The following is a 23140-nucleotide window of genomic DNA, read 5'->3' on the forward strand; positions in this document are numbered from 1 at the left end:
ATTCGTAACAAAATGTTTTGCCTTGAACTGTCCGGCTTTCGCTGCTTATTCTTCGGGCACAGGCCGCCGCGCATCGCGCCGCAGACCCGCCTGCATGAGCAAAATCGCGGTTACAGGCGAAACAATGATTAGCAAAAAAGTGATCAGCAATTGGTGAATGACGATGTGTCCCTCGACGGCCGAGGAAACCAGAATCGATGCCAGCAGCACGAACCCGACGCCCAGGGTGTTGCCCAGCGTGGGCGCATGCATGCGCGAATAAAAGCGCTTGAAGCGCAGGAGGCCGGCCGAGCCTGTCAGGGTGAGGATGCCGCTTAGCACCAGCAGAACGGAAGCAGGAATGGAAGCCCAGAGTGGCAGTGTCGTCATGGTTCGATTACCTCGCCTTTGAGCAGGAATTTTGCCAGAGCCGCCGAACCCACGAAGCCGAACAGGCCGATGAGCAGGGCGATGTCGAAATAGATGCTGCTGCCGAACCGGATGCCCAGGACTAGCAGGATGAGCAGGCCGTTGATATACATGGTGTCCAGCGCAAGCACGCGGTCCTGCGGGGTGGGGCCGCGCAGCAGGCGCAGCGTGGCGCAGCCCAGGGCCAGGGCGAAGCAGCCCAGTGCGAAGATGCCCGCCCAGTAAAGTACGGCATTCATTCGAATATTTCCTTTAACGGTTGTTCGTAGCGCCGCTTGATGAGCTGGATCCAGTGGTTTTCATCCTTGAGATCCAGCACATGCAGCGTCAGCACGCCTTTCTGTTCGGAGAACCCGGCCCAGACCGTGCCTGGGGTGTAGGTGATGATGCAGGCCAGCGCGGCCAGGCCGTGCGGGTCGCGCAGTTCTATGGGAATGCGGATGAAGCCCGGGGTGTGCGATTCGGCGCCCAGCCAGATGAGGCGCGCCACGGCGACATTGGATTTCGTGATGTCGACGACGACGTTGGCCAGCAGCCGGATCAGGGTAAGCGGCTTTTTTGGGGTGGAGCGCAGAGGCCGCAGGGCCATGGCGGCCCAGGCCAGCAGCAGCGCCAGGACGGAGCCGAGCACGATATGGTCGATGGAAACGGTTTCGTTCAGCAGCAGCCAGATGACGAGCAGCAGGGCCGGCATGAGGAGCCAGTAGAGAATGGATTTCATGGCGCGCCCCCCGGCAGGAGCGGGGCGGGCTGACGCAGAACCGCCTGGATGTAGGACTGGGGATTGTCCAGCGCCAGCGCCGTGTCGTTCAGGTAGGCCAGTACCGGCCCGGCCCACACGGCCAGGCCTACGCAGCACAGGACGAGGAAGGCGACCGGGGCGGCTTCGCTGATGCTCAGGCGCGGCGTCACGGAATCTTCGGTGCTCCAGAACAGGCGGATTCCGGCCCGGGTAAGCGCGATGATGCCGGCCAGCCCCGACGCCAGGATGGCGCCAACCAGAAGCCAGGTATCCAGCGAGGGCGAGTCGGTGCTGGAGGTTTGCAGGGCGGCGGACAAGAGTGAGAATTTTGCGACGAAACCCGAAAGAGGGGGAAGGCCGATGACCAGCAGGCTGCAGGCGATGAAAGCCATGCCCAGGAAGGCCATGGCGGCCGGGAGGGCGACGCCCACGACGTCGTCGGAATGATCGGGGGATTCGGGATCGTCAAGCTCGAAGGCCTCGAGGCTGATGGCCAGCACGTCGGCGCCGAAGCTGCGCGTGCGCTCGACCATCTCGATGAGCAGGTAGAAGGCCCCCAGCGCCAGCACTGAATTGATGAGGTAGAACAGGGCTGGTCCGGTCACGGTGACGCCCGGCATGCCCAGGGCGGTAAGCAGGGTGCCCGACGAACTGATGACGCAGTAGCCGATGAGGCGTTCGGTCTGCTGGGTGGCGAGCATGCCGATAATGCCGAACATCAGGGTCGCCAGGCCGAGCGAGAACATCCACTCGCCGCCGAACGCGGCGGGCGCGCCGGTGGGCAGCAGCAGTGATCCCAGGCGCAGCAGCGCATAGATGCCGACCTTGGTCATGATGGCGAAGATCGCCGCCACGGGCGCGCAGGCGCTGCCGTAGGCATTGGGCAGCCAGAAGTTGAGCGGCCATGCCGCGGCCTTGATGAGGAAGGCGATGCCCAGGATGGCGGCGGCGGTCTCGAACAGAATGCGGTCGGGGCCGGCCAGGCGTCCCGCCTGCACGGCCAGGTCGGCCATGTTGAGGGTGCCTGTCACGCCATAGACGAGGGCCATGGCGATCAGCAGCAGGAAGGAGGCCACGAGGTTGGTGACGATGTAGTGCAGGCCGGCCGTGACCCGGGCCTCGCCCGAGCCATGCAGCATCAGGCCGTAGGAGGCGGCCAGCAGGACTTCGAAGAACACGAAGAGGTTGAACAGGTCGCCGGTAAGGAAGGCGCCGTTGATTCCCATGAGCAAGAACTGGAACAAGGGATGGAAATGCACGCCCGCGCGGTCCCAGCGCGCGGTGGCGTAGACGAGCGTGGCGATGCCAAGTACCGCATTCAGGGTGAGCATGATGGCGGCCAGCCGGTCGGCCACCAGGACGATGCCGAACGGCGCCGGCCAGTCGCCCAACAGGTAGACGGCGATGTGGCCGAACCAGGGCGAAGCCTGTATGCCCGAGGTGATGAGCAGCAGCTCGACGGCGACGAGCAACTGCGCCAGTACCGAGGCAAGCGAGATGCCGATGCGCACGCGCCGGCGCGAATCCTTGAGCAGAAGCTGGCAGGCCCCCGCCAGCAGGGGAATGATTATGGGCAGGACGGGGAGATGGGCCGACCAGTCGATCACAGATTGGCCTCCCTGCCGTCCACGTGGTCGTTGCCCGCCAGGCCGCGCGCGGCCAGCAGCACAACCAGGAACAAGGCGGTGGTGGCGAAGCCGATGACGATGGCGGTCAGCACCAGCGCCTGCGGCACGGGGTCGGCATACAGGGCCGGATCGGCGGCTTTGCCGGCGTCGATGATGGGCGCGGCGCCGATGCGAAGACGTCCCATGCTGAAGATGAACAGATTGACGGCGTAGGACAGCAGGGACAGGCCCATGATGACCTGGAAGGTGCGGGGACGCAGAATCAGCCAGATGCCCGAACCCGCAAGCACGCCGATGGCAATCGACAATATGAGTTCCATTAGTTCACTCCCTCGTGGGCGGCATGCGGGGCGGGCGGCGGCGTGGGGGCGGCTGCGGGCGCGGCTTTGCGCCGGAAGCGGCGCGACTGGTGGGCCAGGGCCACCAGCATGATGACGGTGGCGCCCACGACCAGCATGTATACGCCCAGGTCGAAGAGCAGCACACTGGAGAGGTGGATGTGGCCGATGACCGGCACGGCCAGTTCCAGCTCCATGGAGAACAGCAGGGGACGCAGGCTCCACCAGGCGCCTATCGCAGCGCCGCCGGCGGCCAGCAGCCCGAGCGCGATCCAGTATTGCGGCCGGATGCCCTGGCGCGATTCGACCCAGCTTACGCCCCCGACCATGTACTGCAGGATGATGGAGGTTGCCATGACCAGGCCGCCGACAAAGCCGCCGCCAGGCAGGTTGTGCCCGCGCAGCAGGAAGTACAGCGAGATGAGCGCGCCGATGGGAAGCAGGAAGCGCAGCAGTATTGCCGGAACCTGCATGATGCCGTACGGAACCAGAGCGTCGATGTCGGGTTCGGCCGGGGCGGGGCGGCCCGGGTTGGCCCCTTGCTGCTGGCGCAGCGGGTTCTGGGTGATGGTTTCGGGTGGCGGCCGGAAGCGCCGCAGCAAGGCGTAGACGGTCAGCGCCACGATGGCCAGCACAGTGATCTCGCCCAGCGTGTCGAAGCCGCGGAAATCGACCAGGATGACGTTTACCGCATTGGCGCCGTGGCCTTCGGGCACGGTGTTCCTGATGAAGAAATCGGCGATGCCGCCGCGGCTGGGGCGAGTCAGGACCGCATAGGCCAGGATGGCCAGCCCCGCTCCGCCCGCAACGGCCACCAGGAGGTCGCGCAAGCGGCGGGCCGCCGTGGGCGAGGTAATGGCGTCGTCGCTTTCGACCCGGGGCGGCAGCCAGCGCAGCCCCAGAAGGATGAGGACGGTGGTGACGACTTCGACGGCCAACTGGGTAAGGGCCAGGTCGGGCGCCGAGAACCAGGCGAACGTGATGGCGGTTGCCAGCCCCGCGCCGCCCGCCAGGGCCAGTGAGGCGGGTCGGTGGTACTTGGCCTGGTGGGCGGATCCAATGGCGCAGGCGCCGCCCGCCAGCCACAGGACGATGAGGAAGAAATTGGCCGGGGTGGCCAATGCCGGCTTCAGCCAGCCGCCGCCCAGCAAGGGAAGCGCGGCCACGGCGAATGTGGCCACTACGGTCAGAAGCAGCAGGCGTTGCAGGCGCGGCGAATAGACGCGGTTCAGGAGCCAGGCGCTGGCGATGTCGATGCCCTCGAGCAGGGCGTCGAAACTGCGGCGGCCGTCCAGGCGATAGATGAGCGGGGTTTTATCGGGGTGTTCGCGATGCCGCTGCAGCAGGACGACATACAGGATGATGCCGCCGGCGAGCGCGGTAAGGCTCATCAAGAGAGGCTGGTTCAGGCCGTGCCAGACTTTCAGGTCGTAGTGGGGTGTGCTGCCGCCCAGTATGGACAAGGCGGCGGAGTGCAGATAAGGCCCCAGCGTGTATTTGGGCAGGATGCCGACCAGCAGGCAGGTAAGCACCAGCAGGCCGCTCGGAACCAGCATCCAGAAAGGGGGCTCGTGCGGCGCTCGGGGAAGATCGGCGGCGGGAGGGCCGAAGAACACCTGGCAGATGAAGCGCAGCGAATAGGTAACGCTGAAGGCGCTGGCTACCACTGCGGCCAGCGGGAGCACGAATTCGGTGAAGGCATCGCCGCTGAGAAAGACGGTTTCGGCGAAGAACATTTCCTTGGAGAGGAAGCCGTTGAGCAGCGGTACGCCGGCCATGGCGGCGGCGGCCACGATGGCCAGGGTGGCGGTGATGGGCATGGCCTTGGAAAGCCCCGACAGGCGCTGCATGTCCCGGGTGCCGGTTTCATGGTCGACGATGCCCGCGGCCATGAAAAGCGAGGCCTTGAACGTGGCGTGGTTCATCATGTGGAACACGGCGGCGGCCAGCCCCAGCGTGGTGTTCAGGCCCAGCAAAAGCGTGATCAAGCCCAGGTGGCTGATGGTGGAGTACGCCAGCACGCCTTTCATGTCGCGCTGGAATATGGCCGCGTAGGCGCCCAGCACCAGCGTGCAAAGCCCCGCCCCGCCGATGATCCAGAACCATTCGTCGGTGCCGGCCAGCACGGGCCAGAAGCGCGCCAGCAGGAAGACGCCGGCCTTGACCATAGTGGCCGAATGCAGGTAGGCGGACACCGGCGTGGGCGCCGCCATGGCGTTGGGCAGCCAGACGTGGAAGGGGAATTGCGCGCTTTTGGTAAGCGCGGCGATGGCGATGAGCACCAGTATGGTGGGATACCACGGGTGGCTGCGAACCAGGTCGCCTGAAGCCAGAACGGTGTCCAGGTTGTAGCTGCCGACGATATGGCCCAGCATGAGCACGCCGCCTAGCAGGCACAGCCCGCCGGCGCCGGTAATGGTAAAGGCCATGCGCGCGCCGCGCCGCGCGTCCAGGCGGTGATGCCAATAGGCGATGAGCATGAAGGACGACAGGCTGGTCATTTCCCAGAACACGACCAGTTGCAGCAGGTTGCCCGACATGACGACGCCAAGCATTGAGCCCATGAACAGCAGGAAGAACGAGAAGAAGCGCGGCGCGGGATCCTGGGGCGACAGGTAGTAGCGCGCGTACAGGACGATCAGCGCGCCCATGAGGGTGATGAGGAGCGTGAACAGCCAGGCATAGCCGTCGAGCCGCAGCACGAAATTGATGTCCAGCGCCGCGGGGATCCACGGGCGCGCCACCTGGACGACGCTGCCGTCGGCGATGGACGGGTAGAGCGAGATGGCCAGCGCGGCGCTGCCCAGGGCCACGGTTCCCGCCAGCCATGCCTCGAGATTGCGCGCGTTTTGCGGCAACAGGGCAGCGACCAGGCTGCCCGCAAAGGGCAGTGCGAGAATGAGGATGAGCAGCATCGAGTCTTGTTTGTGGAGGGCGGGTGTGCTTGCAATGATACGATATTTTTCCCGCCGTTCCGGGGGAAATCCGCATAAATAGGCGCAGGTTGGCGTGCTCTGGCGGTATTTGTGCGCCGATGGCCGAGCGCGCCGTCAACGATCCGGCGCGCCCTTGTCCGTTCGCGGCTTCATGGTCGGGATGCCGAACACGATGTAAAGGCTTATGGCCGCGCCCATTGCGGCCAGGCCAGCCTTGGCCCAGGCAGGCGGCACAATGTAAATGGAATACGAAAGCGACGCCCACATCAGCAGCAAGGCCACGACCTTGGCCGGGCGCGGCATGCCCGACCGGTTTTCGATGGCCGCAATATACGGGCCCAGCAGGCGGTTGCTGGTCAGCCAGCGATGCAGGCGCGTCGAACCGCGCATATAGCAGGCCGATGCCAGCAGCAGAAACGGCGTCGTCGGCAGCAGCGGCAGGAATACGCCGGCAATGGCAAGCGCGACGGCGAGGGTGCCGACGATGATGAAGAATGCTTTCATGGGTGAGGCCGGGATCGGGTTGAGGCCCGCGCGGACGCGGTACTGGCCTTGGCGTCGGGCCCGCCGTGTCGGGGCGGTGTGCCGTCAGCCTTTGCCGTTATTGTCGCTTAACGCCGAGCGGATGTCTTCGCGCGACAATTGCGGCGCCAGTTGCTGGATGAAGTCGTACATGTACGAGCGCAGGTAGGCGCCGCGCCGCACGGCGATCCGGGCGATATTGGGGCGAAACAGATGCGTGGCCTGGATGGGGTGCAGGTGGTGGGTGTTGTGGTGTTCGATGGCCATGGAGGCGATAAGGCCGACCCCCATGCCCAGCGCCACGTACTGCTGGATGACGTCGGAATCCATGGCGGTCAGCACGATGTCGGCGGCTACCTGGGCTTTGTCGAAGGCTTCATCGATATGGCTGCGTCCGGTAAAGCCCTTGTCGTAGGTGATGATGGGGTAGGCGGCCAGGTCGTGCAGGCTTACCGTGTCGAGCGCCAGCAGAGGATGGCCTTGCGGCACCACAATGACGTGAGTCCATTCGTAGCTGCGGAACGACACGAGCTCGTCGAATTCGCTGAGGCCTTCGGTGGCGATGCCGATGTCGGCCTTGCCGGAGATGACCCAGTCGGCGATGTGCTCGGGCGAGCTCTGCTGCAAGGCGATGCGCACATCGGGGAAATTCTCGCGGAAGGCCTGGACGGCGCGGGGCAGGGCATAGCGGGCCTGCGTGTGGGTGGTGGCCACGGCCAGGGTGCCCTGGGTTTCGCGGGCGTAGTCCTGGCCGGCTTTTTTCAGGTTCTCGGCCTCCAGCAGGAGGCGTTCGATGATCGGCAGGATCTCCTTGCCCGGCGAAGTCAGGCCGGTCAGCCGCTTGCCGTTGCGTTCGAAGATGTCGACCTCCAGCTCTTCCTCCAGCTCGCGGATCTGCCGGCTTACGCCCGGTTGGGAGGTGAACAGGGCATTGGCCACCTCGGTCAGGTTGTAGCCGCGCTTGGCCGCCTCGCGTATGGAGCGCAATTGCTGGAAGTTCATGAAGGCCTTATCCGACCTGTTCGACGAAGACGTGCAATTGGCGCGGGCTGACCAACAGGCTTTCGCCTTCCTTGAAAGCCTGTTCCCGGAACAGCTCGTTCGAGATGACGGCTTCGATGACTTCGTCGTTGTCTTCGCGCACCAGCTCCAGCTGCGCCAGCGGGCCGATGGCGTGGGCGTGGCGCAGCCTGGCCGCGATGCCGTCGCCGCCGGGCTGGTAGCGCCGCACTTCCAGGTCGTGCGGCCTGACGTAGCCGATGCCCTGGGCGTCATCGACCTGGGCGTGATCGGGCACGCGGAACGAGGCCGAGCCCGCTTCCAGCACGCCATGGTGGATGCGGCCGCGGAACAGGTTGACGTTGCCCAGGAAGCCGTAGACGAACGGCGATGCGGGATGGTTGTAGACTTCGGCCGGCGCGCCGGTTTGCTCGACGTGGCCTTTGTTCATGACGACCACCTGGTCGGCCACTTCAAGCGCTTCTTCCTGGTCGTGGGTGACGAAGATGCTGGTGACGTTCAGCTCGTCGTGCAATCTGCGCAGCCAGCGGCGCAGTTCTTTTCGCACCTTGGCATCCAGGGCGCCGAAGGGTTCGTCCAGCAGCAGGACGCGCGGCTCGACCGCCAGGGCTCGGGCCAGGGCGATGCGCTGGCGCTGGCCGCCCGACAGGCTGGAGGGGTATTGGTCGGCCAGCCAGTCCAGCTGGACCAGATTGAGCAATTGCGTGACGCGTTCGCGGATGGCCTGTTCCGAAGGCCGGGTGCTGCGCGGCTTGACGCGCAGGCCGAAGGCGATGTTCTCGAAGACCGTCATGTGCTTGAAAAGCACGTAGTGCTGGAAGACGAAGCCGACCTGGCGCTCGCGCACGTGATGCGACGAGGCGTCCACACCGTCCAGCAGCACCTGGCCGCTATCGGCCTGCTCCAGGCCGGCGATGATGCGCAGCAGGGTGGTCTTGCCGCAGCCGCTGGGACCCAGCAGGGCGGTCAGGCCGCCGTTGGGAAAGCTGAGCGATATGTCGTCGATGGCGGTGAAACCGCCGAAACGCTTGTTGATGTGACGGACTTCAATGCTCATGCTGCGTTCTCCCCTTGAAGGGCTTCGGGCGCGCCGCGATAGATGCGCCATTCGATGAAGGATTTGATGGCCAGCGTGGCCAGGGCCAGCAGGGCAAGCAGCGACGCGACGGCGAACGCGGCCGAAAAGTTGTATTCGTTGTAGAGGATTTCCACGTGCAGAGGCATGGTGTTGGTTTCGCCGCGGATATGGCCCGACACCACCGATACGGCGCCGAACTCGCCCATGGCGCGCGCGTTGCACAAAATGACGCCGTACAGCAGGCCCCACTTGATATTGGGCAAAGTGACCTTCCAGAAGGTCTGCCAGCCGTTGGCGCCCAGCACCAGCGCGGCTTCTTCTTCCTCCACGCCCTGCGACTGCATGAGCGGAATGAGCTCGCGGGCCACGAACGGGAAAGTGACGAAGACGGTGGCCAGGACGATGCCCGGCACGGCGAAGAGGATCTGGATGTCGTGGTCGATCAGCCATTGCCCTATCCAGCCCTGCGCGCCGAAGATCAGCACGTAGATCAGGCCCGAGATAATGGGCGACACCGAAAAGGGCAGGTCGATGAGCGTAAGCAGCAGGTTCTTGCCGCGGAACTCGAACTTGGCGATCGTCCACGCGGCAGCCACGCCGAATACCAGGTTCAGCGGCACGGCGATGGCGGCGGTCGTCAAAGTCAGCCTGATGGCCGATAGCGCGTCGGGTTCGGTGATGGCGGCGAAGTAGGCATCCACGCCCTTGCGCAGGGCTTCCGTGAACACGGCCAGCAGCGGAATGAAGAGAAAAAGGGTCAGGAATGCCAGGGCGACGCCCATCAGAAGGACCTTGACCCAGACGGGCTCGGTCGTGGCCGATGGAACCCGCGCGGGTTTGTCCAGGACGATGGGCAGGGCGATGGCGGTGCTGTTCATGATTGCGTGCGCAGGCGTTGGCCGCGGCGGCGGGACCAGGCCTGCAGCAGGTTGATGGCGAAAAGCATGGTGAATGAAACCAGCAGCATGACCATGGCGATGGCCGTGGCGCCGGCATAGTCGTATTGTTCGAGCTTGGTGACGATGAGCAGGGGCGTGATTTCCGACACCATGGGCATATTGCCCGCGATGAAGATCACCGAGCCGTATTCGCCGGCCGCGCGGGCGAAAGCCAGGGCGAAGCCGGTAATGAGCGATGGCATGACGGCGGGAAAGATGACGTGCGCGAAAGTCTGCAGGCGGCTTGCTCCCAGGCTGGCCGCCGCTTCTTCGTATTCGGCCTCGAACTCCTCCAGCACCGGCTGGACGGTGCGAACCACGAAGGGCAGGCCGATGAACGTCAGCGCGACGACCACGCCCAACGGCGTGAAGGCGACCTTGATGCCCAGTTGCTCCAGCCCGCTGCCCAGCCAGCCGTTGGGTGCATAGAGGGCCGTCAGCGCAATGCCGGCGACCGCCGTGGGCAGAGCGAAGGGCAGGTCGACCAGGGCGTCGATGATTTTCTTGCCGGGAAACTCATAGCGCACGAGCGTCCAGGCCACGATGCCGCCGAACACCACGTTGACCGCCGCCGCGATCAGCGACGCGCCGAAACTCAGGCGGTACGACGCCATGACGCGGGGCGCGGTGGCTGCCTGAACGAATTCGTCCCAGCTCAGCGAAAAGGTCTTCAGGAAGATGGCCGCCAATGGAATCAGGACGATGAGGCTCAGGTAGAAAATGGTAAAGCCCAACGTGATGTTGAACCCCGGCATGATCCGGAATGGCGGGTTTCTGCGCAGGGGAAGTGTTGCGGCGGTCATAAATGGCTTGGGTGGGTCGGAACGGATACGGAACCCATGCATGGTTGCATTGCGTCGTTATAAAGAGAACGATTTTTTTCCTATGTCCATAGAAGAAAATCAAATAAAGCCAGCCTAGCGCTTGCCGGGAATGTAGATCTGGTCGAAGATGCCGCCGTCGCCAAAGAATTCCTTTTGCACCTTGCTCCAGGGGCCGGCCACGTCCTCGATGGTGAACAACTTGATCCTGGGGAATTGCGAAGCGTATTTCTGGGCGATCTTTTCCGAGGTCGGGCGATAGTAGTTCCTGGCTGCGATATCCTGGCCGGCATCGCTGTACAGGTAGTCCAGGTAGGCTTGCGCCACCTTGCGCGTGCCGTGCCTGTCGACGTTCTTGTCCACCAGGGCCACGGGCGGTTCGGCCAGGATGCTGACCGACGGCACGACGATCTCCACTTTGTCCGGCCCCAGTTCCTTGATGGCCAGGAAGGCTTCGTTTTCCCAGGCCAGCAGCACGTCGCCGATGCCGCGCTCGACGAAGGTGGTGGTGGATCCCCGTGCGCCGGAGTCCAGCACCGGCACATGCTTGTAGATCTGGCTGACGAATTGCTTGGCGCTGTCCACGCTGCCGCCCGGCTGCTTGAGCGCATAGCCCCAGGCCGCCAGGAAGTTCCACCGAGCGCCGCCCGAGGTCTTGGGATTGGGGGTGATGATCTGGATGCCCGGCTTGGTCAGGTCGTTCCAGTCCTTGATGCCTTTGGGATTGCCCTTGCGCACCAGGAAGACGATGGTCGAGGTATAGGGCGAGCTATGGTGAGGCAGGCGTTCCTGCCAATTCTTGTCGATGAGGCCACGCTGCGCGATGGCGTTGATGTCGGAGGCCAGCGCCAGGGTAACGACGTCGGCCGAGATGCCGTCGATGACGGTGCGCGCCTGCTTGCCCGAACCGCCGTGCGATTGCCGAATGACGACGTCGTCGCCGGTCTTGGCTTTCCATTCCTTGGCGAAGACCTTGTTATATTCCTGGTACAGCTCGCGGGTGGGGTCATAGGAAACGTTCAAGAGTTGTATTTGCGCCGCATGAACGGCGGGCGAGGCGGCGAAAGCCAGGAACAAAGCGGATAGTGCTATTTTTTTTGCCAACATATGCGTTACCTTGGAAGCAGTGGTTCGAGCGCTGTGCGCGGAAATTTCTTGGAACTGAAAGTTTCAGAGCCTTCAGCTTATCCAGCCGGTGCCTCAAGGAAAACGAATGGTTTCACGATTGTTAATTCGTTTTTCGCATATGGGGCGGAGCGAACGCCTTGCCGGGGGCCAGGAGCGGATTCGGGCGCCTGCTTTTTTGGGGACTGTGGCATCATGGCGCGGGGCTATGCAGGGGCCATTCATTTCATAAGGAAATCTAACAATGAACGAAGATACGACAATCGTCACGACCACCGCGGCGCCGGGACCTGACGACGAAAAACTGAAATCGGCAAAGACGATAACCATGGTCGTATACGGATTGCAGGCCGTGGCGTTCATCGTGGGCGTCACCGCCATCGTCGCCATCATCATCAATTACGTGAAGCGCGGCGATGTTCAGGGCACCTGGCTGGCCTCGCATTTCAAGTGGCAGATCCGGACCTTTTGGTACAGTCTGTTGTGGTCGATCATCGGCGTGTTGCTGTTTTTCGCGGTGATCGGCTATTTCATTCTTGTCGCCAACCTGATCTGGGTCATCTACCGCATCGTCAAGGGCTGGCTGCGGCTTGTCGACGGCAAGCCCATGTATGCGGTGTAGCTCCGGCCTTCCCGAGTTATGAGAAAATGGTGGAATCCTCTGTTTTTTCAGGTGGTTCGCCATGAAACTCCTTGCCAGCCTTGCCGCCGCCGCGGCCTTTGTCTATAGCGCGGCGGGCTTTGCCGCGCCTTTGCTTACTCCCGCCGAACTCAACGCCCTGGCCTCCGATCCGGCGGTGCGCATCGTCGATATCCGGCCTGCCCAGGACTACAGCGCCGATCACATCCCCGGGGCGGTGTCCGCGCCATATGGGCAATGGCGCGGCCCGGCCACCAATCCCGGCCAGCTGCCGCAAGTCGACGCCTTGACCTCCTTGGTGCGCCGCTTGGGCCTTGGCAAGGACAGCCATGCGGTCGTAGTGTCCTCGGGCGCCGACTCGACCGACTTCGGCGCTTCCGCGCGGGTGTACTGGACGCTCAAGTACCTGGGGTTGAACAATCTTTCCATTCTGAACGGCGGCGTCAAGGCCTGGAGCGATGCGGGCCTGCCCCAGAATCAGGCCGTTCCGCAGGTTGCCGCCAGCAGCTATACGCCCGTCCTGAACACGGCGCTCATCGCCACGCAGGATCAGGTTGCTGCCCAGATCGGCAATCCGCAGACCCGGCTCATCGATGCGCGTCCGGCCAATTTCTTCGAGGGCAAGGTCAAGGCGCCGGCGGCCAAGGTGCCCGGCACCATACACACGGCGGTCAGCCTTTCGTTCGATCGGTGGTTCAAGCCCGGCACGTCCATTTTCGTGTCCACCGAGGAAGCCCGCAAAATCGCCGCCCGCGATCTGGCCAAGCCTGCCGATGAAACCATTTCGTTCTGCAATACGGGGCACTGGGCCGCCATCGACTGGTTCGCCCTGTCCGAAGTGGTCGGCCAGAAAAACGTCAAGCTTTATCCGGCATCCCTGGTCGAATGGACGCAATCGCCCGAGGCGCTGCCCATGGACAATGTTCCGGGACGCGGCTCGCAAATCCTCAACGACCTCAAGAACCTGATCGGCAAGGTTTCCTGATTCTCCGCGCGGGCATGGCGGCCTTGCCCGCGCCTTGAGCTCGCGGATCGGGTTTTTCCCGCCGACCATAAATAGACAACTCATGAACCGAACTTCTCTTGCGGCCGCGATGGCCGCCTTTTTCTTGGCCCTGGTGTGGTTTGTGTCGATGCGCCAGGCTGTCCTGTTCCTGGTGGGAGTGGGCATGGGCGGCGTGCTGGCCGGCGCCCGGTTCGGCTTCACCACGGGCTGGCGCCGCCTCATCGAGCAGCGCGATCCGCGCGGCGTCATGGCGCAATTGTTTCTCATGGCCCTGGCGGCGGCGGTCTCCATGCCTCTGCTTGCCGCTTTCCCGCATGATCTGGGTGCGGCGCTGGGTCCTCCCAGCATCAGCCTCGTCGTCGGCGCCTTCGTGTTCGGCGCGGCCATGCAGATGGCCGACGGCTGCGGCTCGGGAACCCTGTACAAGGCGGGGCTGGGCATTCCCCTCAACATGGCGATATTGCCGGTGTTTGCCCTGGGCAGTTTTCTTGGGTCGGCTCAGCTCGAGCAATGGCTGACTCTGGGCGCGGTCGCTCCGGTCGGGCTGGTAGGGCGGTTCGGGCCCTGGGAGGCGCTGGGCCTGACTTGCCTTGGCCTGGCGATCCTGGGGGCGGCGGCACGGCTGTGGTGCGGCAAGGCCAAGCCCTGGTTCGACCGGCGTTTGTTCATCGGCGCCGTGCTGCTGGCGCTTCTGGCTGTTTTGAACCTGGCCATTGCCGGCCAGCCCTGGGGGGTCGTCTACGGCTTCGGACTTTGGGTGGCCAAGATCGCCGTGGCGACAGGGGTGTTCGACCCTGCCGCCAACCCGTTCTGGAGCCAGCCCGTCAACCTGACGACCCTGTCGCAATCGGTTTTCCTGGACGTCACCTCCATAACCAATATCGGCATTCTGGCGGGGGCTTTGTGGATCGCGGCGGGCCAGGCGTCGACATCGGCTTCCGCAAGCCTGACGGCCAGGCAATGGACGGTCGGCATTATCGCGGGCTTCCTGCTGGGCTATAGCTCACGTCTGGCTTTCGGCTGCAATATCGGCGCCATGGTCAGCGGCATTTCAACCGGCAGCGTCCATGGCTGGATCTGGGTGCCGCTGGCATTTTGCGGCTCCGTGCTCGGGCTGCGCATACGCCGCCATTTTGGCTATTGATTTTTGGGGAAACCGATGAAAAAGCCGATGCTCGCTGCCGTGTTCTGGGCGCTGCTGATTGCCTTTTTTGCCTGGGACTGGGCGGTTTCCGCGCCCGTCAACCAGCGCCTGGAGCCTCCGCTCATTGCCGCCGGCTCGGGCCAGGCGCCTTCCGGGGGGCACTGCGCCTCCACATTTTGATGCTTGAATGCGACACTTTTCAATAATTCGCCGATTCCAGCCGTGGCTGCTTGCAAATGAGCGCGCTCAGGAAGCTAATTTTCCTGATGCTCTGTTATTCTCTTACGTGTTTTACCAATAGTAACGACCTGAGCGCCGCCGTTTGTTCCTTCACCCAAAGGCGGCCGGGTTCAGAGGGTTGGCCGCCATTGCCGTTATCACCATCATTCAACGGGAAGCGTGTTTTCCTAGACCCGAGGCGACTTTCACAGGAGCTGAGTTATGTATTGCGGTAAAGCTCCAACAGAGCGCGATTTTTCCGAATTCCTGGAAGCACCGGGCGTGCTTGGCCTGGATGCTTTCCGGTATTCCCTGGACTGGCTGCTGGAAATGAGCCGGCGTTATGGCGCTCCGGCCTTTTCGCTGCTTTGTCTGCGCCTGGACTATAGCTGGCACACGGCCCCGATGCCCGTGGCATTGCGCAACCAGGAGCGCGAGCTCGCCGACGCGCTGATCAGCCGCATCATTGAAATGGTGCGCGAGGCTGACCGCTGCACGCGAACCCGCGAAGACATGCTTTGGCTGCTGCTGCCCTATGCCAATGCCGAGGCGCTCATGAAGGTCCAGCAGCGCCTGAGCGCGCTGGCCGACGACTGCGCCAGCTCCGCATTCAGGATCGGCCTGCGCATGAAGGGCATCGTGGCGCCGCTGGACCTGCAGGTCCACGAAGACGCCGACCTCTTGATGACGCGCCTGGAAGGCCTGCAGGAGTAAATCGCTTCGTTGCGGCTTGAGCCGGCCCGGGTTTGCGTTCACCGTTTGGTGTGCGTCGCCTGGTTGGCCCTGTTTGGCGGGCTCGCGCTTATGGCGCGCTAACCCAAGGCCTTGTCCAGTGCGTAGACCACGGTGTCCAGCCGTTCGAGGCCGCGCTGCTTGAACCGTGGTTCGGCGGCGAGAATATCGCGGCGCTCCACGAGCTTTGCCTTGGACTGCGGCGCAAACAGCGCCTGCACTTCGGCATCGTCCACGGAAAAGGGCGGGCCGTCCATCAACTCCTGGGGATAGTCCAGTGTAATAAGCAGCCCGCGATAGCGGGCCGGAAGCTGCGCGTAGACATGCTGGACGTATCCCGGGCGCATATCGCGCGGCAGGGCGATCAGGGCGGCCCGGTCGTAGACGCCGTCGCATGTTGCCAGTGTGGCGGCGTCCAGCCCGAAGATGTCTCCGCACAAGATCTCGATATTGCCGGCGATATGGCGGCGCCCCATGGGCGATTCGTGCACCTCGGGCCGCAGCCGGCTTTCATCGAAGAACTGCTCGACGGCCAGGGGCGACAGCTCGACGCCCAGAACACGGTGGCCTTGCTCGGCCAGCCAGATCATGTCCAGGGATTTGCCGCAAAGGGGCACGAGGACACGGCTGTCCCTGGCCAGGGACAGCGATGACCAGTGCTTTTGCAGCAGCGGCATCACCGTGTCCTGGTGAAACCCCGTGCGCCCCTCCTGCCATCGAGCCAGCCAGAAATTCGCGTCCATCGATTTGCTCCCAAGGCAAAAAGTGCCCTCCGGAGCCATTGTAGGTGAAGCGGCCGCCTGACCACACGCCAAAGCGCCCCCGTGTTGTGGTGGAGAAGCTCCGGCCCTTGGGCCGGGGCTTCACTGCGAAGGCCGCTTCGTGCGGGGCGTTCAGTTGTTCAGGATGACCTGTGCAATGAGCCCCGTGGCAATGGCGGTAAGCAGGAAGTCATTGCCGGCCTGGACCCAGTAGTAGCCCCTGGGCGGCTCGCTAAGATGATGGACACGCCAGTCTTCGATAATGTAGGGATGCCTGCGGTATTGCGCCGGCAAACGCCCGCCTTTGTAGAAATTGTGCCGGGGGCCCGCGCCGCGTCGTCCGTACGCGGGCGCATGGGGAGGCGGGCCGCGGTGGGCTTGAGGGCCAGGGCCTGGCCGGCCGTGATCGTTGCGGTCCATCTGATGTTGCGGGGGGCCGCCGCGATCCCAGTTCTGGTCGTGGCGGCCATTGTCCTGGGCGAGCACCGCAGTGCTTGCCAGCGCCGTGCAGGCTGCCAGAATGGCTGAGCCGATAATCTTGTTCTTCATGGATCAAGCTCCTTGCTGTTTGACCGGGTTCCGTGGCCGGCAAAGCGCCGGCCGGGCCCGGTTCAACCACCGGCGCGCGGCGGGATGCCCGCGTTACGCGACAACGAACAATGCCGTGCCGGAATGAGCCAATTGAATCACCGAAACTGCTTCAAATTGATTGCATCCGGGTCATTAAGGTTACGGATCGTGTCTACCATCCACGCTCCCGGAGGCTTTATGATGGAGGCTTGTTCCATTTGATCGGCAATTTGAAGGGAAGCTCCGGATCATGGCTAAAAAGAAAACACCGCAAGAGGATCCCGACGAGGTGGCGCTGCTGGCGTGGTGCGTCGAAGTCGAAGAGCTGTTCGTGCAGGCAGGCGCGACCCGGGACGAGGCGCAAGAGCATATCGAAGAGCAGGCCGAATGGTTTACGGATATGTTCTACGAGGGCCTGACGCCCGAAGAAGCCGCCAGGGCGGCCCTGAATTAGGGCGCTAAGCGCCGCATTCACATCAGCGGTTCTTGGCCGGGTTCGTTCGGGGCAGCCATTTCCAGAAAACCGCGGCTGCGACGAATCCCAGGCCGCCTATGGCCGCGATGCCGGCACCCAGGGACAGGATCGCCGCGATCGCCGACATCAACAGGGGGCCGCCGCTGGCTCCAAGGTCGGCGATGAAGCGCCAAATGCCCAGGAACTGGGTGCGGCCCACCGACGGCGACGAGTCGGCGCCTATGGTCATGATGATGCCCGATCCCACTCCGTTGCCGAAACCCAGCACCATGGTGACGGCGGTGAACCACCATAGCCCGTGGGTGAGTGGCATGAGGGCGAAGCACAGGCCCATGATGAGCATGCAGGGCATGGCGACCCAGTGCCGGCCGCGGCGGTCCATGATGTGGCCGGCCGGGTAGAACAGCAGCATGTCGATGGCGCCCATGCAGCCGTAGACGACGGCCGTCGTGGTGGCGTCCAGCCCGATGTGGGCGGCCCAAAGCGGAATGACGGTCTGGCGGCAGCCCCGCAGGGCGGACACCAGCAGGCAGCCCGCGCCCAGCGTCAGAAAGGTTTTGCGATGCGCTTTGGCGATCTGGCCGATCCGGGGTTTGGTATAGGGCGCGGCGGACGGTGCGCCCGGTTTTGCGGCGGCGCCGGCCGTGCGGGACTCCAGATCCGGTAGTGTGCTGGCCAGCGCGCCGGCGGCGGCCATGGCCACGATGGCCGTCCAGTACGCGCCGGGTATGCCCATGCTGTGCATGACGCCGGCAGCCAGGAAGGGCCCGATGAACAGGCCGATGCGCATGACGCCGCCCAGTGTGGAAAGCGCCCTGGCGCGCATGGCGATGGGCACGGCCTCGGTCAGATAGGTTTGCCTGGCCAGTGTGTAGACGGACTGCGCCATGCCGATCATGAATACGCCGGCGCCCAGCATCCATTCGGACTGGGCGAACAGGCACAGCAGCAGGGCGAAGATGCTTAGAACGGCGGCGCCGATCATGGCGCGCTGCTCGCCGTGGCGGGCCGTAAGCAGGGAGGCCGGGATATTGCTGACCAGGGAGCCTACGCCGATAAGCGCCAGGATGACCGCCGACGCGGCAACCGATGCGCCAAGCTGCCGGGCGCTGAGCGCGATGACGGGGTAGATGGCCCCTTCGCTGATGCCGAACAGCAGCGAAGGCCCGAAAGCCGCGACGGCGATTTTTTTTAAACTGAACGAATTCTGGCTGGCTGGCACGTATTGCGGCTTTTCAAGGAATTTCGTATTTTGGCATTTACGTTCGTGCTTGTCGATTGCGGCGCCTGCCGCGGCCCCAGGCGCCGGCTCCGCCGAATGGTTGTACACTCGACCGTTGTTTGTGCGTTAATAAAGGATGATCAGCCATGCCTTCGTTTGATGTGGTTTCCGAAGTCGATAAACATGAACTGACCAATGCCGTCGACCAGGCCAACCGCGAACTGGCCACCCGTTTCGATTTCAAGGGTACGGACGCCAAGTTCGAGCTTGTCGATTTCGTCGTGACGTCGTCGGCGCCCAGCGCCTTCCAGCTCAAGCAGATGCTGGACATCCTGAGGGGCCGTCTGTCGGCGCGCGGCATCGACGTGCGTTGCCTGGACGTGGCCGAGCCCAACGAAAACCTGGGCGGCGCCAAACAGAAGGTGACGGTCAGGCAGGGCATCGAGCAGGCTGTTTCGAAAAAACTCATTGCCGCGCTGAAGGCCGCCAAGCTCAAGGTCGAGTCGCAGATCAACGGCGAAAAACTGCGCGTAACCGGCAAGAAACGCGACGACTTGCAGGCAGCCATCGCCTTGCTGCGCAAGACCGACGTCGACCTGCCCCTGCAGTTCGATAATTTCCGCGACTGAGTCCCTTGCCGCTTTCTCCCCCGGACGCGTCAGCGCCCGGCTTGCGCGGGGCTGCGGGCCTGCGTCATGGCGGCGGCCAGCGCGTCGGGCGCGCGGGCGTAGCGCTGGAACTCCATGGTGTAGGTGGCCCGGCCCTGGGTCAGCGAACGCAGCGCGGTCGAGTAGCCGAACATCTCGACCAGCGGGACTTCGGCGCGTATGGCCTTGCCCATGTCCGCCGGCAGGTCGTCCATGCCTTGTATGCTGCCGCGCCTGGACGATAAATCGCCCATGACGTCGCCCATTTTCTCTTCGGGCGTTTCGACTTCGACGGCCATGATGGGTTCGAGCAGAATCGGCTCGGACTTGCGGCAGCCTTCCTTGAAGGCGATGGCTGCCGCCATGCGATAGGCGTGCTCGTTGGAGTCCACGTCGTGCGACGAGCCGAAAATCAGGGTGACTTTCACGTCCACGACGGGGTAGCCCGCCAGCACGCCGCCGCCCAGGCTTTCGATGACGCCTTTTTCGACGGCGGGGATGAATTCGCGCGGGATGACGCCGCCCTTGATGGCATCCACGAACTCGAAGCCCTTGCCGGCCGGCTGGGGTTCGATTTTAAGCACCACGTGGCCGTATTGGCCGTGCCCGCCGGTTTGCTTGATGAATTTGCCTTCCGAGGATTCGCAGGTCTTGAGTATGGTTTCGCGGAACGCCACCTGGGGCTTGCCGACCGTGGCGTCGACGCCGAATTCGCGCCGCATGCGTTCCATCAGCACTTCCAGATGCAGCTCGCCCATGCCCGAGATAATGGTCTGGCCCGAATCCGGGTCGGTCTCGACGCGAAAGGAGGGATCTTCCTCGGCCAGCCGGTGCAGCGCCACCGACATTTTTTCCTGGTCGGCCTTGGTTTTGGGTTCGACCGCCTGCGAGATGACGGGTTCGGGGAAAACCATGCGCTCCAGGGTGATGGGATGGTCGGGGGCGGACAGTGTGTCGCCGGTGGTGACCTCTTTGAGGCCCACGGCGGCCGCGATGTCGCCGGCATCCACTTCCTGAAGCTCCAGGCGGTGGTTGGCATGCATCTGCAGCAGCCGCCCGATGCGTTCCTTTTTGTTCTTGGTGGCGTTGAGCACCGCGTGGCCGGAAGTCATGACGCCCGAGTACACGCGAAAGAAGGTAAGGTGGCCGACAAAGGGGTCGGTCATGATCTTGAAGGCCAGGGCGCTGAAATGCTCGTCGTCGCTGGCGCGGCGGGTTGCCGGACGGTCGTGCGCATCCACGCCGGCCACGGGCGGGACGTCGGCGGGCGAGGGCAGGTAGTCGATGATGGCGTCGAGCAGCGCCTGCACTCCGCGGTTCTTGAAGGCGCTGCCGCACAAGGCCGGGACGATCTCGCCGGCCAGCGTGCGCTGGCGCAGCCCCTGTTTGATCTGGTTTTCGTTCAGCTCGGCGCCCTCCAGGTACTGTTGCAGCAGTTCGTCGTTGGCCTGGGCGGCTTCTTCGAGCATGCGCGCCCGCCATGTGTTGGCGTCCTCGAGCAGCGCGGGGGGAATGTCGATGTAATCGAAATGTACGCCCTGGGTGGCGTCGTCCCACCGGATGGCTTTCATCTTGATCAGGTCAATGACGCCGTGGAAGTCGTCTTCGGCGCCCATGGGAAGCTGCACCGGCACGGCGTTGCCCTTGAGGCGCTGGCGGATCTGCTCGACCACGCGCAGGAAATCGGCGCCGACCCTGTCCATTTTGTTGACGAAGGCCAGGCGCGGCACATGGTATTTATTGGCCTGGCGCCAGACGGTTTCCGACTGCGGCTGCACGCCGCCCACGGCGTCGTAGACCATGCAGGCGCCGTCCAGCACCCGCATTGAGCGTTCGACCTCGATGGTGAAGTCGACGTGGCCCGGCGTGTCGATGATGTTGATGCGGTGTTCGTCGTAGTTGCCCGCCATGCCTTTCCAGAAGCAGGTCGTGGCGGCCGAGGTAATGGTGATGCCGCGTTCTTGCTCCTGGTCCATCCAGTCCATGGTGGCCATGCCCTCGTGGACTTCGCCCAGCTTGTGGTTGACGCCCGAGTAGAACAGGATGCGTTCGGTGGTTGTGGTTTTGCCGGCATCGATGTGCGCGCTGATGCCGATATTGCGATAGCGTTCGATAGGTGTTTTGCGGGCCACGGCAACCTCTCTGAAGGCGCGGAACAGGGTTGCCATAAGTCTACACCCGAGGCGGCCGGCGCACTACGGCGTGTGCCGGGGGACGGCGCTTAAGGCCGCAGGCGGTATCCGGTCTTGAACATCCAGGCCACGATGCCCAGGCAAGCCAGCAGGAAGGCCAGCGTCATGGCCAGGCTGACCGCGACATTGACGTCGGCGATGCTGTAGAAGCTCCAGCGGAACCCGCTGATGAGGTAGACCACCGGATTGAGCAGGGTGACTTTTTGCCAGAAGGGCGGCAGCATGTCGATGGAGTAGAAGCTGCCGCCCAGGAAGGTCAGCGGCGTGACGATGAGCAACGGCACCAGCTGCAGTTTTTCGAAGCTGTCGGCCCAGATGCCGATGATGAAGCCGAATAGGCTGAACGTAATGGCCGTAAGCACCAGGAACAGCACCATCCAGAGAGGATGGTCGATGCGCATCGGGACGAAGAAGGTGGCTGTGCCCAGAATGACGAGGGCCAGGATCAGCGATTTGGTGGCGGCGGCGCCCACGTAGCTGGCCAGGATTTCCACGTACGAGACCGGTGCTGAAAGCACCTCGTAGATGGTTCCCGCAAAGCGCGGAAAATAGATGCCGAACGAGGCGGTGGAGATGCTGTGGGTCAGCAGGGACAGCATGATCAGGCCGGGCACGATGAAGGCGCCGTAGCCGACCCCGCTTACCTCGGTGATGCGGTGGCCGATGGCGGCGCCGAACACGACAAAATACAGCGAGGTGGAAATGACCGGGGCGATGAGGCTTTGCATCAGCGTGCGCCAGGCTCGGGCCATTTCGAACAGGTAGATGGCGCGTATGGCTTGCAGGTTCATGGTTTCTCCCGGAGCAGGCCGACGAAAATATCTTCCAGCGAGCTTTGGCGGGTGCTCAGGTCCTGGAAGCGGATGCCGCCCTTGTGCAGTTCGGCCAGCATGGCGGCGATGTCGGTCTGCTGCTGGATGTCGTAGGTGTAGGTGAGCGCTTTGCGGTCTTCGGACAGCTCCAGGCCATAGCCCGCCAGTTGCCCGGGGATCTGCGCCAGGGGCTCCGGCAATTGCAGGGTCAGCTGCTTTTTGCCCAGTTTGCGCATGAGCGCCTTTTTTTCTTCGACCAGGATTATCTGGCCGTGATTGATGATGCCGATGCGGTCGGCCATTTCCTCGGCTTCTTCGATGTAGTGCGTGGTGAGGATGACGGTGACGCCGTCGGCGCGCAGCGAGCGCACCAGCTCCCACATGTCTTTGCGCAGTTCCACGTCGACGCCCGCCGTGGGCTCGTCCAGGAACAGGATGTCCGGCTCGTGCGACAGGGCCTTGGCAATGAGGACACGGCGCTTCATGCCGCCCGACAAGGTGATGAGCTTGTTGTCCTTTTTGTTCCAGAGCGACAGCGCCTTGAGCGTTTTTTCGATATGGGAGGGATCGGCGCGCTTGCCGAACAGGCCGCGGCTGAAGCTGACGGTGTTCCACACGGTTTCGAAGGCGTCGGTGGTGAGCTCCTGGGGAACCAGGCCGATGCAGGCGCGGGCCTGGCGATAGTTGGTAACGATGTTATACCCGTTGGCGACGACTGTGCCCCCGCTGGCGTTGACCAATCCGCAGATGATGCTGATGAGCGTGGTCTTGCCCGCGCCGTTGGGACCAAGCAGAGCGAAGATTTCGCCGCGTTCGATGTCCAGGTTGATGTTCTTGAGGGCCTCGAACCCCGAGGCGTAGGTCTTGGAAAGATTGGATACGGAAATGACAGATGGCATGTGCGGCGTCCGTTACTATATCTTTGTCTTTGGCGCCCGGCGCCTGGCTTTGACCGAAATAGTGGCAGTTTACAGAGGACGTGGCAAGTATGGGGATGAACAAGGGTGTTTTGCTGGTGCCCGCCGAAATGGCGGCCGCCGACCGGGCCGCCATGTCCCAGGGGATTACCGGGGTTGCACTGATGGAGGCGGCGGGGCTGGCGGTTGCCGATGCCGTGCGCGAGCGCTGGAGGGCGCGGCGGGTCGTGGTGCTGTGCGGGCCGGG

25 protein-coding genes are annotated in these 23140 nt (G+C 63.6%); 7 read left to right on the forward strand and 18 right to left on the reverse strand.

Annotated elements, in window-relative coordinates; genetic code table 11:
- Window positions 1–45: 45 nt before the first annotated feature.
- The 12 genes from mnhG to VNT00_RS12620 all read right to left on the reverse strand — a co-directional run bounded on the left by mnhG (window position 46) and on the right by VNT00_RS12620 (window position 11538).
- Entirely contained in the window at window positions 46–369 is a 324-nt protein-coding gene (mnhG, locus tag VNT00_RS12565) for a monovalent cation/H(+) antiporter subunit G (RefSeq protein ID WP_325587958.1), read from the reverse strand.
- A complete protein-coding gene (locus VNT00_RS12570) occupies window positions 366–647 on the reverse strand; it encodes a K+/H+ antiporter subunit F (RefSeq protein WP_325587960.1) in 282 nt (93 codons plus the stop codon). Before VNT00_RS12570 ends, mnhG begins: the two co-directional genes overlap by 4 nt.
- Window positions 644–1129: a Na+/H+ antiporter subunit E gene (locus tag VNT00_RS12575; protein WP_325587962.1), complete on the reverse strand. Its 486-nt coding sequence runs from the start codon at window positions 1127–1129 to the stop codon at window positions 644–646. Before VNT00_RS12575 ends, VNT00_RS12570 begins: the two co-directional genes overlap by 4 nt.
- Window positions 1126–2757: a monovalent cation/H+ antiporter subunit D gene (locus VNT00_RS12580; RefSeq protein ID WP_325587964.1), complete on the reverse strand. Its 1632-nt coding sequence runs from the start codon at window positions 2755–2757 to the stop codon at window positions 1126–1128. The genes VNT00_RS12575 and VNT00_RS12580 overlap by 4 nt, the downstream gene beginning before the upstream one ends.
- Window positions 2754–3098: a Na+/H+ antiporter subunit C gene (locus VNT00_RS12585; RefSeq protein WP_325587967.1), complete on the reverse strand. Its 345-nt coding sequence runs from the start codon at window positions 3096–3098 to the stop codon at window positions 2754–2756. Before VNT00_RS12585 ends, VNT00_RS12580 begins: the two co-directional genes overlap by 4 nt.
- A complete protein-coding gene (locus VNT00_RS12590; protein WP_325587968.1) occupies window positions 3098–6031 on the reverse strand; it encodes a monovalent cation/H+ antiporter subunit A in 2934 nt (977 codons plus the stop codon). Before VNT00_RS12590 ends, VNT00_RS12585 begins: the two co-directional genes overlap by 1 nt.
- A 135-nt stretch (window positions 6032–6166) precedes the next feature.
- The gene (locus VNT00_RS12595) at window positions 6167–6556 is read right to left on the reverse strand and encodes a YbaN family protein (protein WP_325587970.1); all 390 of its coding nucleotides are present in this window, start codon (window positions 6554–6556) and stop codon (window positions 6167–6169) included.
- 84 nt (window positions 6557–6640) lie between these two features.
- Window positions 6641–7576 carry a CysB family HTH-type transcriptional regulator gene (locus VNT00_RS12600; protein WP_325587972.1) on the reverse strand — a complete coding sequence of 312 codons (936 nt, stop codon included), beginning with the start codon at window positions 7574–7576 and terminating at the stop codon, window positions 6641–6643.
- A gap of 7 nt (window positions 7577–7583) precedes the next feature.
- Window positions 7584–8651, reverse strand: coding sequence for a sulfate/molybdate ABC transporter ATP-binding protein (locus VNT00_RS12605; RefSeq protein WP_325587974.1), 1068 nt, complete (start codon window positions 8649–8651; stop codon window positions 7584–7586).
- Window positions 8648–9550: a sulfate ABC transporter permease subunit CysW gene (gene cysW, locus VNT00_RS12610; RefSeq protein WP_325587976.1), complete on the reverse strand. Its 903-nt coding sequence runs from the start codon at window positions 9548–9550 to the stop codon at window positions 8648–8650. Before cysW ends, VNT00_RS12605 begins: the two co-directional genes overlap by 4 nt.
- Entirely contained in the window at window positions 9547–10413 is an 867-nt protein-coding gene (gene cysT / locus VNT00_RS12615; RefSeq protein ID WP_325587978.1) for a sulfate ABC transporter permease subunit CysT, read from the reverse strand. The genes cysW and cysT overlap by 4 nt, the downstream gene beginning before the upstream one ends.
- Before the next feature lie 114 nt (window positions 10414–10527).
- A complete protein-coding gene (locus VNT00_RS12620) occupies window positions 10528–11538 on the reverse strand; it encodes a sulfate ABC transporter substrate-binding protein (RefSeq protein WP_325587980.1) in 1011 nt (336 codons plus the stop codon).
- Window positions 11539–11800: 262 nt separating this feature from the next.
- Between VNT00_RS12620 and VNT00_RS12625 the strand changes: the two genes are divergently transcribed.
- The 5 genes from VNT00_RS12625 (at window position 11801) to VNT00_RS12645 (ending at window position 15279) form a co-directional block, all read left to right on the forward strand.
- Complete coding sequence (locus VNT00_RS12625) at window positions 11801–12178, forward strand: DUF4870 family protein (RefSeq protein WP_325587982.1); 378 nt, start codon at window positions 11801–11803, stop codon at window positions 12176–12178.
- Between the two features lie 61 nt (window positions 12179–12239).
- Window positions 12240–13181, forward strand: coding sequence for a sulfurtransferase (locus VNT00_RS12630; protein ID WP_325587984.1), 942 nt, complete (start codon window positions 12240–12242; stop codon window positions 13179–13181).
- Between the two features lie 82 nt (window positions 13182–13263).
- Window positions 13264–14346 carry a YeeE/YedE family protein gene (locus VNT00_RS12635; protein WP_325587986.1) on the forward strand — a complete coding sequence of 361 codons (1083 nt, stop codon included), beginning with the start codon at window positions 13264–13266 and terminating at the stop codon, window positions 14344–14346.
- 15 nt (window positions 14347–14361) lie between these two features.
- The gene (locus tag VNT00_RS12640; RefSeq protein WP_325587988.1) at window positions 14362–14526 is read left to right on the forward strand and encodes a hypothetical protein; all 165 of its coding nucleotides are present in this window, start codon (window positions 14362–14364) and stop codon (window positions 14524–14526) included.
- 261 nt (window positions 14527–14787) lie between these two features.
- Complete coding sequence (locus VNT00_RS12645) at window positions 14788–15279, forward strand: hypothetical protein (protein WP_325587990.1); 492 nt, start codon at window positions 14788–14790, stop codon at window positions 15277–15279.
- A gap of 98 nt (window positions 15280–15377) precedes the next feature.
- On the opposite strand, the gene VNT00_RS12650 is transcribed toward VNT00_RS12645, so the two are convergent.
- Together VNT00_RS12650 and VNT00_RS12655 are read right to left on the reverse strand one after the other, a co-directional pair.
- Complete coding sequence (locus VNT00_RS12650; RefSeq protein ID WP_325587991.1) at window positions 15378–16040, reverse strand: thiopurine S-methyltransferase; 663 nt, start codon at window positions 16038–16040, stop codon at window positions 15378–15380.
- Window positions 16041–16190: 150 nt separating this feature from the next.
- Window positions 16191–16607: an RcnB family protein gene (locus VNT00_RS12655; RefSeq protein ID WP_325587992.1), complete on the reverse strand. Its 417-nt coding sequence runs from the start codon at window positions 16605–16607 to the stop codon at window positions 16191–16193.
- Window positions 16608–16878: 271 nt separating this feature from the next.
- On the opposite strand from VNT00_RS12655, the gene VNT00_RS12660 reads away from it, so the two are divergent.
- Window positions 16879–17082 (forward strand): hypothetical protein, encoded by a 204-nt coding sequence (locus VNT00_RS12660; RefSeq protein ID WP_325587994.1) that lies wholly within the window; start codon window positions 16879–16881, stop codon window positions 17080–17082.
- 22 nt (window positions 17083–17104) lie between these two features.
- Here the strand turns inward: VNT00_RS12660 and VNT00_RS12665 are convergent, their stop codons facing one another.
- Window positions 17105–18325 (reverse strand): MFS transporter, encoded by a 1221-nt coding sequence (locus tag VNT00_RS12665; RefSeq protein ID WP_325587996.1) that lies wholly within the window; start codon window positions 18323–18325, stop codon window positions 17105–17107.
- A gap of 146 nt (window positions 18326–18471) precedes the next feature.
- Between VNT00_RS12665 and VNT00_RS12670 the strand changes: the two genes are divergently transcribed.
- Window positions 18472–18954, forward strand: coding sequence for a YajQ family cyclic di-GMP-binding protein (locus VNT00_RS12670; protein WP_325587998.1), 483 nt, complete (start codon window positions 18472–18474; stop codon window positions 18952–18954).
- A 29-nt stretch (window positions 18955–18983) separates the two neighbouring features.
- Here the strand turns inward: VNT00_RS12670 and fusA are convergent, their stop codons facing one another.
- The 3 genes from fusA to VNT00_RS12685 form a co-directional block, all read right to left on the reverse strand.
- On the reverse strand, window positions 18984–21104 hold the full coding sequence (gene fusA, locus VNT00_RS12675) for an elongation factor G (RefSeq protein WP_325588006.1): 2121 nt from the start codon (window positions 21102–21104) through the stop codon (window positions 18984–18986).
- A gap of 89 nt (window positions 21105–21193) precedes the next feature.
- The gene (locus VNT00_RS12680) at window positions 21194–21955 is read right to left on the reverse strand and encodes an ABC transporter permease (RefSeq protein ID WP_325588000.1); all 762 of its coding nucleotides are present in this window, start codon (window positions 21953–21955) and stop codon (window positions 21194–21196) included.
- Window positions 21952–22875 (reverse strand): ABC transporter ATP-binding protein, encoded by a 924-nt coding sequence (locus VNT00_RS12685; RefSeq protein ID WP_325588002.1) that lies wholly within the window; start codon window positions 22873–22875, stop codon window positions 21952–21954. The genes VNT00_RS12680 and VNT00_RS12685 overlap by 4 nt, the downstream gene beginning before the upstream one ends.
- Window positions 22876–23140 lie beyond the last annotated feature (265 nt).

Source organism: Eoetvoesiella sp. (assembly GCF_035555955.1).
In the GTDB taxonomy this organism is placed as follows: Bacteria; Pseudomonadota; Gammaproteobacteria; order Burkholderiales; family Burkholderiaceae_B; genus Eoetvoesia.

Excerpts from the sequence above, each read along its gene's own strand:
- mnhG (WP_325587958.1), bottom strand. The coding sequence starts at position 369 with ATGACGACACTGCCACTCTGGGCTTCCATTCCTGCTTCCGTTCTGCTG.
- VNT00_RS12570 (WP_325587960.1), bottom strand. The coding sequence starts at position 647 with ATGAATGCCGTACTTTACTGGGCGGGCATCTTCGCACTGGGCTGCTTC.
- VNT00_RS12575 (WP_325587962.1), bottom strand. The coding sequence starts at position 1,129 with ATGAAATCCATTCTCTACTGGCTCCTCATGCCGGCCCTGCTGCTCGTC.
- VNT00_RS12585 (WP_325587967.1), bottom strand. The coding sequence starts at position 3,098 with ATGGAACTCATATTGTCGATTGCCATCGGCGTGCTTGCGGGTTCGGGC.
- VNT00_RS12590 (WP_325587968.1), bottom strand. The coding sequence starts at position 6,031 with ATGCTGCTCATCCTCATTCTCGCACTGCCCTTTGCGGGCAGCCTGGTC.
- VNT00_RS12595 (WP_325587970.1), bottom strand. The coding sequence starts at position 6,556 with ATGAAAGCATTCTTCATCATCGTCGGCACCCTCGCCGTCGCGCTTGCC.
- VNT00_RS12600 (WP_325587972.1), bottom strand. The coding sequence starts at position 7,576 with ATGAACTTCCAGCAATTGCGCTCCATACGCGAGGCGGCCAAGCGCGGC.
- VNT00_RS12605 (WP_325587974.1), bottom strand. The coding sequence starts at position 8,651 with ATGAGCATTGAAGTCCGTCACATCAACAAGCGTTTCGGCGGTTTCACC.
- cysW (WP_325587976.1), bottom strand. The coding sequence starts at position 9,550 with ATGAACAGCACCGCCATCGCCCTGCCCATCGTCCTGGACAAACCCGCG.
- cysT (WP_325587978.1), bottom strand. The coding sequence starts at position 10,413 with ATGACCGCCGCAACACTTCCCCTGCGCAGAAACCCGCCATTCCGGATC.
- VNT00_RS12620 (WP_325587980.1), bottom strand. The coding sequence starts at position 11,538 with ATGTTGGCAAAAAAAATAGCACTATCCGCTTTGTTCCTGGCTTTCGCC.
- VNT00_RS12625 (WP_325587982.1), top strand. The coding sequence starts at position 11,801 with ATGAACGAAGATACGACAATCGTCACGACCACCGCGGCGCCGGGACCT.
- VNT00_RS12630 (WP_325587984.1), top strand. The coding sequence starts at position 12,240 with ATGAAACTCCTTGCCAGCCTTGCCGCCGCCGCGGCCTTTGTCTATAGC.
- VNT00_RS12635 (WP_325587986.1), top strand. The coding sequence starts at position 13,264 with ATGAACCGAACTTCTCTTGCGGCCGCGATGGCCGCCTTTTTCTTGGCC.
- VNT00_RS12640 (WP_325587988.1), top strand. The coding sequence starts at position 14,362 with ATGAAAAAGCCGATGCTCGCTGCCGTGTTCTGGGCGCTGCTGATTGCC.
- VNT00_RS12645 (WP_325587990.1), top strand. The coding sequence starts at position 14,788 with ATGTATTGCGGTAAAGCTCCAACAGAGCGCGATTTTTCCGAATTCCTG.
- VNT00_RS12650 (WP_325587991.1), bottom strand. The coding sequence starts at position 16,040 with ATGGACGCGAATTTCTGGCTGGCTCGATGGCAGGAGGGGCGCACGGGG.
- VNT00_RS12655 (WP_325587992.1), bottom strand. The coding sequence starts at position 16,607 with ATGAAGAACAAGATTATCGGCTCAGCCATTCTGGCAGCCTGCACGGCG.
- VNT00_RS12660 (WP_325587994.1), top strand. The coding sequence starts at position 16,879 with ATGGCTAAAAAGAAAACACCGCAAGAGGATCCCGACGAGGTGGCGCTG.
- VNT00_RS12670 (WP_325587998.1), top strand. The coding sequence starts at position 18,472 with ATGCCTTCGTTTGATGTGGTTTCCGAAGTCGATAAACATGAACTGACC.
- VNT00_RS12680 (WP_325588000.1), bottom strand. The coding sequence starts at position 21,955 with ATGAACCTGCAAGCCATACGCGCCATCTACCTGTTCGAAATGGCCCGA.
- VNT00_RS12685 (WP_325588002.1), bottom strand. The coding sequence starts at position 22,875 with ATGCCATCTGTCATTTCCGTATCCAATCTTTCCAAGACCTACGCCTCG.